Genomic DNA, 10,692 nt, shown 5'->3' with positions numbered 1-10,692 from the left:
GCCTACGCCCAGTGGGAGCAGCAGGCCGCCGACCTGGTCGCCAAGCACTGGAACTGACACACCAGCACCACCGAACCGCAGGGGCTACTGGCCGGCACCCGAACACTGGGTGCCGGCCAGTAGCACATCCAGGCCTGGTCAGCACCGACACGCCACGCCCGCCACCGGCGCATCCCGACCGGGCCCGCACCCCAACACCGCGCGCCGCCCAGCGGCACATCTCAGACGAGCCGCGAGCTCTTTGGGCAGCCCGGCGATCGGCGACTGTCCAGGATCCGCGCGCATCGTGCCCGGCGGGGCGGGCCGGGGAATCAGGCCGGGAACAAGGTGGGGTGGGGGCTGGTTGTGGACAGTGTCGGTGTGACTCAGTGTCCCCGGGCCTCACCTAATATTGCCGTCGCGGAATACCGTTTGGCTGGAGCCGCGTCGCGCCACTCGCCGAGAGGCGACCTGCACACCGACACCCAGCGCCGCCCCCGACCCACCCGGGCCGGGGGCGGCGCTGTGCGTACCGACCGCTCAGGCCGCGGGGGACGGCTGCGGCATCGGCTCCCCGGTCTCCACCAGCGTCTTGAGGCTGGCCAGCAGTTCCGGCCAGCCGCCGCTGCCCTCGAGTTGGCCGCTGATCGCCCGGTGCATCTCGCTTTCCGGGGAGAAGTCGTCATGGATGACGGTGAGGCGTACCGCCGCCGGGCCGTGGGGCTCGATCTCGAAGGTCACCTTCGATCGGCGCTCGCGCAGCCGGGCAGCCAGTTCCTCGTCGGACCAGCCGAAGTGGGCGGCGTGCTCGGGCTGGAAGCCGTGCCAGGTGTAGGAGAGTCGACGGTACGGCTCGGCGACGAGCACCCGCTGGCCGAGTTCACGTGGCTCGCCGTCCGGCGCGTCCTGCCACAGGACGGGCGAGCCGACCTGCCAGTCCGAGATGAGCGCGACGCCGCCCCAGTAGCGGCGGGTGAAGGCCGGCTCGGTGAGCGCCGCCCAGAGCCGCTCGGGCGTGGTGGTGATGTACGTGGTGTAGACGAACGAGGGAGTCTCCATGGGCTGGCGCTCCAATGCTGTGCTCAGGTCGGCGAGTGCCGCCGCCCGTTGACGGTCGTACCGGCTGAGCCACCGGTCGGCGATGGCGTTGACCGGGGCGGCGTTGAGGTGGTGCAGCTTTTCCCGGCCGCGCCGCACGGCCGTGACGAGCCCGGCCGCCTCCAGCACCGCCAGGTGCTTGCTGACCGACTGTCGGCTCATCTCCAGGCCGACGCAGAGTTCCCGCAGGGTCTGGCCGTTGCGCTCGTTGAGCCGGTCGAGCAGGCGGCGCCGGCTGGGGTCGGCCAGCGCTCGGAACACGTCGTCCACCCGCCCAACCCCCAAATGCAACCGCTCGGTTGCCTGTCACGTTAGGCAGCCCCGCGGTTGCCTGTCAAGTAGACCGGGCGCCATCCCGAGAGACCGAGCGCTAGGGTCGCGCGGTGACGATGATCGAGACCCCGCGACTGCTGCTGCGCGGCTGGCAGGAATCCGACCTGGCTCCCTGGGCCGCCATGAACGCCGATCCCGAGGTCCGGGCGTACCTGGGGCCGCTGCTGACCCCCGACCAGGCCGCCGCGTCGGTCCGGTCGTTCCAGGACGACCTCGATCGCAACGGCTACGGATTCTGGGCGATGGAGGTCCGTGCCACCGGCGAGTTCATCGGATTCACCGGGCTGGACCGGGTGGACGAGGGCGTGCCGGTCACCGGGGTGGAGGTGGGCTGGCGGCTCGCCCGCGAGGCCTGGGGTCACGGCTACGCCACCGAAGCGGCCGAGGCCGCCCTCCGGTATGGCTTCGACACCGTCGGCCTGCCGGAGATCCTCGCGATCACCACCCCGACGAACGTGCGTTCCCAGGCCGTGATGCTCCGCCTCGGTATGACGCACGATCCGGCCGAGGACTTCGACGACCCGGAGGTCGAATCCGGGCCGCTGCGCCGGCAGGTGGTCTACCGCCGGTACGCCGACCGCCCGTCGCCCGTCCCGGCCTGAGGCCACGGGCTTCTGCCGGCGGAACAAAGCGGGGCGGTCCGGTGCGGGCGCTGGTAGGTTCGCTGGCCGTGACAAGGGACGCGGGGACAGGGTTGGGAACATCGTTCGCGCGCCTGTGGGCGGCGAGCACCCTCTCCGCGCTCGGCAGCGGCCTCGCCACGGTCGCCGCGCCGCTCTTCGTGGCCTCGCGTACCGACGACCCGCTCGTGGTGGCCGCCGCCTCCGCGGTGGCCTGGCTGCCCTGGTTGCTCTTCGCCCTGCCCGGCGGGGTGCTGGTGGACCGGATGGACCGGCGCCGCCTGATGATCGTGATCGACCTGGTCCGGGTGGTCGCGCTGGCCGTGCTGGCTGCGGCGATCATGACCGGTCAGGCGGGCGTGGCGCTGCTCTACGCGGTGCTGTTCGTGGTCAACACCGGCGAGATCGTGTTCCGGGCGGCCAGCCAGGCCATGCTGCCGACCGTGGTTTCGCGGGAACGCCTGGAGCGGGCCAACGGCTGGCTCGGCGGCGGGACCACCCTCATGCACGGCATGCTCGCCGGACCGCTGGGCGGTTTCCTGTTCGTACTCGCGGCGGGCAGCCCGTTCCTGGTGAACGCTGTCACCTACGCCCTCAGCGCGGTGCTGGTGGCACTGATCGGCGGCGACTTCCGCGCGGTCGCCACGGCGCCGGACGGCGGCCTGACCCGCACCCGCTCCGTGCGCGCGGAGATCGTCGAGGGGTTCCGCTGGCTGGCCCACCAGCGGCTGCTGCGCACGATGGCCGTACTGATCGGCCTGCTCAACGTGACCCTGACCGCCGCGCTCGCGGTGCTGGTGCTGCTCGCCCACGAGCGGCTGCGGCTCGGCTCGGTCGGCTATGGGCTGCTGTTCACCTGCCTGGCCGCCGGTGGGGTGCTCGGCGCCCTGGTCGGTGACCGGCTCATCGCCCGCTTCAGCGCCACCTGGACGGTGCGGATCGGCCTGCTGATCGAGGCGGGCCTGCACCTGGCCCTGGCCGCGTCCCGCAGCACGGCCGTGGTCGGGTTCGCGCTCTTCGCCTTCGGTGTGCACGGCGCGCTGTGGAACATCGTGGCGAACTCGCTGCGGCAACGGCTCACGCCACCGGCGTTGCAGGGCCGGGTGGCCAGCACCACGCTCTTCGTGGCGGCCGGCGGCAACTGCGTGGGTGCGCTGCTCGGCGGTGTGGTCGCCGCCCGGTTCGGCATCACCGCGCCGTACTGGGTCGGGCTGGTGGTGGCGATCGGCGTCTCCGTCGCCACCTGGCGGGTCTTCGACCGGGCCACCGTGGCGCGGGCCTACGCCGACCCCCACACGGCCGAGCACCGACCGCTTCCGGTGGCCTGACGGCCGCGCCGCGCGGGGGTGGCGGCGCGCGGCGGAGCAGGGCGGTGTGGCAGCGTGGTGCGGTGACCGATTCCGCCCCGCTGGACGTCGACCTCGCGCTGCTCGGTGGCGGCGGCGCGGCGTCGCTGGTGCTCGCCGCGCTGGACCGGCACGGGGTGCGCGGGCTGCGGATCGCGGTCGTCGACCCGGTGCGCCGGCGCGGGCAGGACCGCACGTGGGCGTTCTGGGGTCATCCGGGTAGCGACCTGGACCCGCTGTTGAGCGCGAGCTGGCAGCGGGTCGAGGTGGCCACGCCGGCGCGGCGCCGGGTGCTGGAACTGGCCCCGCTGCGGTACGCGATGCTCCGCTCCGGCCCGGTCTACGACCGGGCGGCCGAGGCCGAGCGGCGGCTCGGCGCCATCCGGATCGGCGCGCCCGCAGCGGCGGTGCACGACGACGGCGACCGGGTCGTGGTGCGCACCGGAGGAGACGGGCCGACGGTGCGGGCTGACTGGGTGCTCGACTCCCGTCCCCGACCGCCGGCGCGGCCCGGCCGGACCACCTGGTTGCAGCACTTCCGCGGCTGGTGGCTGGAGTCCGACCGGCCGGTGTTCGATCCCGACCGTGCGGTGCTGATGGACTTCCGCACCCCGCAGCCGCGCCGGGGTGTCTCCTTCGGGTACGTGCTGCCGGTGAGCGACCGGTACGCCCTGGTCGAGTACACCGAGTTCGGCCCCGAACTGCTCACCGATGCCGGGTACGACGCGGCGCTGACCGGCTACCGGGACCTGCTCGGACTGCCCGGTGACGGGCTGCGGGTGCGGGAGGTGGAGAACGGGGTGATCCCGATGACCGACGCGCCGTTCCCGGCCCGGCCCACACCCCGGGTGGTCCGCCTCGGCACCGCCGGTGGTGCGACCCGCCCTTCCACCGGGTTCACCTTCTCGGCCATGTACCGCCAGGCCGACCAGGTCGCTCGCGCCCTCGCCGCCGGCCGAGCGCCGGTGCCCGCTCCGGCGTACCCCCGCCGGCACCGTTGGATGGACGCGGTGGCGCTGCGCGCACTGGACCGCGGCTCGGTGGGCGGACCGGAGTTCTTCGACCGGCTCTTCGACCGCAATCCGCCCGAGCGGGTGCTGCGCTTCCTGGACGGCACCACCAGCCCGGCGGAGGAGGTGGCGGTGATGAACTCCACCCGACTGCGCCCGATGATCGCCGCCACCGCCGGCGACGCGGCGCACCGGGTCCGCGACCGGCTGCGCCCGACCCGTCCCGCGCCGGCCATCCCGGCCGCCGTCGTCGCCACCCCGACGCCCCCGCCGGGCACCGGCAACCGGTCGACCTGACGAGAGCGTCCGACGGGTTTCAGCGCCGCGCGGCCACGGCGTCGCGGATCAGCACCCGCTGGTCCTCCATCCCGATGCTCTGCCGTACCTCGGCCCGCAGGCCGTCCCAGTCTCCGCCCATGGTGATCGACTCTGGCAGACCCCGAATCCGCCGCGCGCGCGGTTATTTAGCACCGGATGCGATCGGTCGGCCTGACACCGTGCGGTCAGCCGGGTGGTGACGGCGGCTCGAGCCGCAGCGGTTGCTCTCACTGCTCGGCTTCGGCGTCCGGTCGCGTCGACCCGTCGTCGTCGCGTTGCCGGCTGAGGAAGTACGCGCCGAGGGCGCCGGCCAGGGTGCCGAAGACCGCCACGGAGTACGCCGCGAGGACCAGTTCCAGGATCTGGGCGAACGTGTCGGTGGCGTCGAGGGGTTCACCGCTGATGGTGGTCAGCGCGGCACCGTGCAGGGCCTGCCCGTAGCTGGGATAGGAGCGGGTGAGGACCAGCAGTTGCGCGGCGGCGAGGATGATCGTCACGGTGACGGCGGCGAGCCAGGCCAGCCGGTCGGTGAGCAGCCGGCCCGCCGACCGGGAGCCCCGCACGGCGGCGGCGACCACGCCGGAGCCGCGGGCGGCGCGCAGAGCGGTGGCGGCGCGGGCGAACCGCAGGAACGGTACGGCGAGGAAGATCAGCTGCCACCAGTTGCGCTTCCAGAACTCGCGGGCCCGGTGGCGGGCGAGCCACGCCCGCAGCGCGAACTCGGCGACGAACACCGCTCACAACACCCAACTGGCGACGCTGAGCACCGTGGTGAGGGGTTCGTCGTGTGCGACGGCCTGACCGAGCACCAGCAGCAGGAACAGGATGCCGAGAACACCCATCGGCTTGTCCAGCCGGCGGGCGAGGCCGTTGAGCCTGGCGTCCTCCTCGCGGTCCTGTCGTACCGGATGGACCCCGTCCCGGCGGGGCGCGCCGCCGGTCATCCCGGCCCACGCGTTCGGTGCGGTCGGCGGGGGACGCTGAACCGGTCGGGGCCGCGCTCCGGGCGGTGGCGAGGATGCCCTTGCCACCGCTGACGGCGCCTCCTTGCCGTCATCCCGCCGCGGGTTGCGGCTGCTCGGCAGTCGAACTGGCGGCCAGGACGTCGTTGAACGCCTCGGTCGAGCTGGGGTGGCTGTAGATGGCGTCGCGCAGGTCGGTAGCGGTGATGCCGTGTCGGATGGCGAGCGCGACCGTGTTGACGAGTTCCTGTGCGTCGATGCTGATCAGGGCGGCGCCGAGAATCTTGTCGGTCTCGGCGTCGATCACGAACTTCATGAGTCCCCGCGTCTCTTCGACGGCAGGTGCGCGGGGCATACCGATGATCTCGGCGATGGGCTTGCTGGCGATCCGCACGCGGTGGCCCGCGGCGCGGGCGTCCTTCTCCCTGAGCCCTACGGTGGCCATGGGCGGGGTCATGAACAGGGTGTGCGGGACCGCGACCCGGTTGGAGGTCGAGCGTCGGCCCGCGCCGGTGAGTTGGTCGAGGACGATCCGACTGTCGTCGAGGGAGATGTCGGTGAACTGCTGCCCACCGTTGACGTCGCCGAGGGCGTAGATGTGCGGCTGACTGGTGCGCAGGTGCTGGTCGACCTCGACTGCCCCTCGTTCGGTCGTCCGCACGCCGGCGGCGTCCAGATTGAGGCCACGGGTGGCCGGCGCGCGACCGGGGGCGGGGAGAATGGTGTCGACGTCGAGGCCCTGCTGTCGGCCGTCCTGCTGGTAGATCACGGTGGCGCCGGTATCGATGTCACGGATCTCCGTGACCTGCGTGCCAGCCTTGATGTCGATGCCCTCGCCGATCAGGATGCCCTCGGCGACAGCGGCGACGTCGTCGTCCTCGCGCGCGAGGATCTTCGGGGAGGATTCGAAGACGGTGACCTGCGAGCCGAACTGCCGGTAGATGGAGGCGAACTCGAGGCCGAGGTAGCCACCGCCGATGATCGCGAGTCGGCTGGGCAGGGTCGGGTTCTCGATCAGACCGGTGCTGCTCGTGGTGTGCGTACTCTCGCGCAGGCCGGGGATGTCGGGGACGACCGGCTCGGAGCCGGTGTTGATCAGGATGGTGTCGGCGCTGATGGCGCGACGGTCGACGCCTTCGCCCACGTTGACGGTGTGTGGATCGATGAAGGTGGCTGGACCGGTGACGACGGAGACGTTGTCGGTATTGTTGAACGCGTCGAAGTTGCCGCTGCGCATCGTTTCCCGGACGGCTTGGACCTTTCGCACCGACTGCTCGTACCATTCCTGCGCGGGATCGGTTGGCCGCCGTTTGCGGGAGTGGTGGACGAGCCCCTTCGTGGGGATGCAGCCGACGTTGGGGCAGGTGCCTCCGTACATCCGATCCGACCGTTCGACGATCACGACCCGCTTGCCGAGACCGGCCATGACCGCGGCCACGGTCTTCCCGCCCTTGCCGAAGCCGATCACGAGTAGGTCGGCGTGCAGGTCGCCGGATGCCGTCCCGCTGTTCATAGGCACTCCATCGATCAGGCCTGGGCTGGACCGGTCGTGGGCGACCCGCCCATGGTCCCCGTCGGCGAAGCCGCATCAGTGTCCGCAACCGTTGGCAGCGCGACAGCCCGCGGGGGTCGACTGGGACGCGGCACCGATATGGCTGGCCGCTCGGACCGGTTCCGCCACGCCGCCAGTGATCACGATTCTGGCATAAGCCTCGTATCTACCGTCGCTCTTTGGAGCGGACCGTCCGGTCAGCGGCTTCGACCGGTCCGACGCGATCCGCAGCGTCAGCGGCGGGCGTTGAGGCGGGCCGCCTGGCGCGTCAGGTGCTCGCGTTCGGCGAGGTTGGGGGCCTTTCGGGCCGCCTCGGCGTACAGCCGTGCCGCTGTCGCCAGGTCGCCGTCGCGCTCGTGCAGGTACGCCGCCACCGCCGCGTGACGGGGGAGTGCGTCGTCCAGTGCCGCGAGCGCCGCCAGCCCGGCGCGCGGGCCGTCGGCCTCGCCGACGGCCACCGCACGGTTGAGCCGGACGACCGGACTGTCGGTCAGGCGGACGAGCTCGTCGTACCACTCGACGATCTGCACCCAGTCGGTCTCCTCGGCGGTGGGCGCGTCGGCGTGCAGTGCCGCGATGGCGGCCTGGGCCTGGAACTCGCCCAGCCGGTCGCGGGCCAGGGCCGCCTGCAGGATCTCGACGCCCTCGGCGATCGACCCGGTGTCCCATCGGGCGCGGTCCTGCTCGGCGAGCGGCACCAGACCGCCGTTGGGCGTGGTCCGGGTGGCACGCCGGGCGTGGTGGAGCAGCATGAGGGCGAGCAACCCCGCCACCTCAGGGTGGTCGATGGCGGTCGCGAGCTGCCGGGTGAGCCGGATGGCCTCGGCGGCGAGGTCGACGTCGCCGGAGTAGCCCTCGTTGAAGACCAGGTAGAGGACGCGCAGCACGGTGGCGACGTCGCCGGGCTGGTCGAACCGCACGCCGGAGACGGTGCGCTTGGCCCGGCTGATGCGCTGCGCCATGGTCGCCTCGGGCACCAGGTAGGCCTGGGCGATCTGGCGGGTGGTGAGCCCACCGACGGCGCGCAACGTGAGCGCCACCGCCGACGACGGCGTCAGCGACGGATGGGCGCACAGGAAGTAGAGCTGGAGCGTGTCGTCCACCGCGGGCGCCAGCCCGGGCGCCGGCTCCTCGGTGACGAGGTCCTCCCGTCGGCGGCGGGCGGCGTCGGCCCGGGTCGCGTCGAGGAACCGGCGCCAGGCCACGGCGACCAGCCAACCCTTCGGATCCCGCGGCGGGTCGGCCGGCCAGACGCGGACCGCCTCGACCAGCGCGTCCTGCACGGCGTCCTCGGCCGCCGCGAAGTCGGCTCCGCGGCGGACGAGGATGCCGAGCACGCTCGGCGTGAGGCTCCGGAGTGTTGCCTCGTTCATTCGAGAGGTCACTCGGTGATGGTGGGCGGCTCGGTCAGGAACGGGCGCAGCTCGAGCCACTCGTGGATCGGCTTCCCGCCCGCCCCCGGGGCGGCCGACAGCTCCCCGGCCAGCTCGACGGCCCGCTCGTAGCTGTCGACGTCGATCACCATCCAGCCGGCGATGAGGTCCTTGGTCTCGGCGAACGGGCCGTCGGTGACCGGCGGGCGCCCCTCGCCGTCGTACCGGACGAACGTCCCCTCCGGGGCGAGCGCCTGACCGTCGACGAACTCGCCGGTCCCCTCGAGTCGGGCCGCGAAGTCGTGCATGTACTGCATGTGCGCCGAGATCTCCTCCGGCGTCCACCGGTCCATGGGCACGTCGTTGACCGCCGCCGGAGCGCCACGGTAGTGCTTGAGCAGCAGGTACTTCGCCATGGTGTCTCTCCTTGATCCGGGGTGCGACCCATTCTGGTCACGTTCACCACGGGGACGGAGCGGGCCACCGGTTCTCGACATCGGCGGCAACTCGGGTGTTGATCAGGCCGTTGAGGACTGTTCGGTTGGGGTCGACTGGGTGTTCGACCGACGTCGGACGGTCTTCGAGGTCGGTCGCGGGTCCGCGTCGTCCCGCCGGCGCTGCCCCGGTCGCGACGCTGACCGTTGCTCGGCGGCCTTCCCCGCCGCGTCGGGGGCCGCGAGGGGTGCTGTGGTTCGGCTTGCTGCGGCGTTCACCAGGTCCGGCAGGTCCCGCCCCGCCACCAGCGGTAGCTCTCGCGTGACTGCCGCGATCGGCCCAGGCTCGCTCGCCAGGTCGACTCGTGCGACACCTGCCCGTCCCGTCGCGGTTCGCGGTGTCGGTGCTTGGCGGCGGGTCGTTGCCTGCGGCGTGGTGTCGGCCGGCTCCGCGGCGGAATGTGGCGCCTCCGTGGCCGAGGGCGCCTCCGCCCGGCTGGTGGTCGACCGGCCTGCTGTGTTGCGCGGCGTTCGGCGCGACGGAGCCGCCGGCAGGAGCGGGGCGAGTTCCGCGTGCAGCGCCGCCCAGTCGGAGGCGGGAGGCGGGTCGGGCTGATCCGTGGTCGAGGCGACAGGGCCCGGGTCTTCTGAGGCGCCGTCCGCCGTGGGAGCGGCGGAGGCCGCGTCCGTGAGCGGCTCGGGGTGCTGCGCGAGCAGCCGCTCCGGGGCGTCGGCGAGCAGCCGCGCGGCTGCGGCCAGTGCGACGGGGTCAGCCTGGCCGGTGCGACGCCACCGTCGACGGCGGCCGCCAGCCGGCAGGTTCCCGGCGAGCACCCGTGCAGGTGCCAGGTCGGCAGCGATCAGCGCGGTGAGCCCGTCGTAGTCCGCCTGCTCGGCCAGCCGCCGCGCGATCTCGTCGAGGTCGTACACCGCCACGGCGATGTCCGCGGTGGTGGCGTCCAGTGCTCGACTGATCTTGCGACGCAACACCTTGCTGAGCGCCGCCTGCTGCCGCTCGGCGCGAATCTGCGCGCGGGCGGCGTCGAGCGAGCCGTACAGCCCGAGGCTGGGATCGACCTTGGCCAGTGAGCGGGCACGGCGGGTCAGCCACGGGTGTCGTAACCAGTGCCCGACCGGTTCGTACGCCGGCGTCGTGGGTGGCAGTTGCTGCCTGGCGCGCAGCCGGTCACGCCGCTGGTTCTCGATGCTCATCAGCCACACCAGATAGCCGAGCAGGGACATGCCCGCGTAGAAGCCGCCTTCGAGGTGGTTGCTGTGAGCCAGCCAGTTGAAGGCGACCGCGGCGGTGGCGATGCCGGCTGACAGCACCCGGGACAGCATTGCCCCTTCGCCCAGTCGACGGCGTACGTCGGCGTTCGCCAACACCACGACGCCGCCCAGCTCCAACGCCCCAACCGCGGGAAGGGCGACGTACCACGGCATGCCGAGCCCTTCCATCGCCCCGGACACCTGGCCACCGAGCGCGATCAGCAGGACGACAACGTAGAACCCGGTGCGCAGCACGGCGACCTGCCGCATTGCCTTGGCCAGCTCCGCGTCCCACGCCTCCGGCGGGCCGGCGCCTGACGCCCCGCCAACTGGGCTTCCGCCTGTCATCCGAGCCTGGTCCGGTTCCTGGAACACGCCGAGCAGGTCCTCTCTCACTT

10 protein-coding genes are annotated in these 10,692 nt (G+C 72.5%); 3 read left to right on the top strand and 7 right to left on the bottom strand.

Annotated elements, in window-relative coordinates:
- Window positions 1-519: 519 nt before the first annotated feature.
- On the bottom strand, window positions 520-1,347 hold the full coding sequence (locus ACFOW4_RS03435; protein WP_377524317.1) for an ArsR/SmtB family transcription factor: 828 nt from the start codon (window positions 1,345-1,347) through the stop codon (window positions 520-522).
- Between the two features lie 119 nt (window positions 1,348-1,466).
- On the opposite strand from ACFOW4_RS03435, the gene ACFOW4_RS03430 reads away from it, so the two are divergent.
- From ACFOW4_RS03430 to ACFOW4_RS03420, 3 genes are all read left to right on the top strand, one after another.
- On the top strand, window positions 1,467-2,012 hold the full coding sequence (locus ACFOW4_RS03430; protein WP_377524322.1) for a GNAT family N-acetyltransferase: 546 nt from the start codon (window positions 1,467-1,469) through the stop codon (window positions 2,010-2,012).
- A gap of 92 nt (window positions 2,013-2,104) precedes the next feature.
- Entirely contained in the window at window positions 2,105-3,358 is a 1,254-nt protein-coding gene (locus ACFOW4_RS03425) for an MFS transporter (protein WP_377524316.1), read from the top strand.
- A 44-nt stretch (window positions 3,359-3,402) separates the two neighbouring features.
- On the top strand, window positions 3,403-4,683 hold the full coding sequence (locus tag ACFOW4_RS03420) for a lycopene cyclase family protein (RefSeq protein WP_377524314.1): 1,281 nt from the start codon (window positions 3,403-3,405) through the stop codon (window positions 4,681-4,683).
- A 248-nt stretch (window positions 4,684-4,931) separates the two neighbouring features.
- Here ACFOW4_RS03420 and ACFOW4_RS03415 read toward each other — a convergent pair whose 3' ends face one another.
- The 6 genes from ACFOW4_RS03415 to ACFOW4_RS03390 form a co-directional block, all read right to left on the bottom strand.
- Window positions 4,932-5,438: a hypothetical protein gene (locus ACFOW4_RS03415; RefSeq protein WP_377524313.1), complete on the bottom strand. Its 507-nt coding sequence runs from the start codon at window positions 5,436-5,438 to the stop codon at window positions 4,932-4,934.
- 3 nt (window positions 5,439-5,441) lie between these two features.
- Entirely contained in the window at window positions 5,442-5,648 is a 207-nt protein-coding gene (locus ACFOW4_RS03410) for a hypothetical protein (protein WP_377524311.1), read from the bottom strand.
- 109 nt (window positions 5,649-5,757) lie between these two features.
- Window positions 5,758-7,179 (bottom strand): FAD-dependent oxidoreductase, encoded by a 1,422-nt coding sequence (locus ACFOW4_RS03405; protein ID WP_377524310.1) that lies wholly within the window; start codon window positions 7,177-7,179, stop codon window positions 5,758-5,760.
- 272 nt (window positions 7,180-7,451) lie between these two features.
- On the bottom strand, window positions 7,452-8,591 hold the full coding sequence (locus ACFOW4_RS03400; protein ID WP_377524320.1) for an RNA polymerase sigma factor: 1,140 nt from the start codon (window positions 8,589-8,591) through the stop codon (window positions 7,452-7,454).
- Window positions 8,592-8,599: 8 nt separating this feature from the next.
- Complete coding sequence (locus ACFOW4_RS03395; RefSeq protein ID WP_377524307.1) at window positions 8,600-9,007, bottom strand: YciI family protein; 408 nt, start codon at window positions 9,005-9,007, stop codon at window positions 8,600-8,602.
- A gap of 102 nt (window positions 9,008-9,109) precedes the next feature.
- A complete protein-coding gene (locus ACFOW4_RS03390; RefSeq protein ID WP_377524304.1) occupies window positions 9,110-10,642 on the bottom strand; it encodes a hypothetical protein in 1,533 nt (510 codons plus the stop codon).
- Window positions 10,643-10,692 lie beyond the last annotated feature (50 nt).

This window comes from Micromonospora sp. GCM10011542 (assembly GCF_042650685.1).
Taxonomy (GTDB): Bacteria; Actinomycetota; Actinomycetes; order Mycobacteriales; family Micromonosporaceae; genus Micromonospora.
This window is presented reverse-complemented; position numbering and strand designations above follow the sequence as displayed.

Bases quoted from the DNA above. Each gene is read 5' to 3' on its own strand.
- ACFOW4_RS03430 (WP_377524322.1), top strand. From the start codon at position 1,467: ATGATCGAGACCCCGCGACTGCTGCTGCGCGGCTGGCAGGAATCCGAC.
- ACFOW4_RS03410 (WP_377524311.1), bottom strand. From the start codon at position 5,648: ATGACCGGCGGCGCGCCCCGCCGGGACGGGGTCCATCCGGTACGACAG.
- ACFOW4_RS03405 (WP_377524310.1), bottom strand. From the start codon at position 7,179: ATGAACAGCGGGACGGCATCCGGCGACCTGCACGCCGACCTACTCGTG.
- ACFOW4_RS03400 (WP_377524320.1), bottom strand. From the start codon at position 8,591: ATGAACGAGGCAACACTCCGGAGCCTCACGCCGAGCGTGCTCGGCATC.
- ACFOW4_RS03395 (WP_377524307.1), bottom strand. From the start codon at position 9,007: ATGGCGAAGTACCTGCTGCTCAAGCACTACCGTGGCGCTCCGGCGGCG.
- ACFOW4_RS03390 (WP_377524304.1), bottom strand. From the start codon at position 10,642: ATGACAGGCGGAAGCCCAGTTGGCGGGGCGTCAGGCGCCGGCCCGCCG.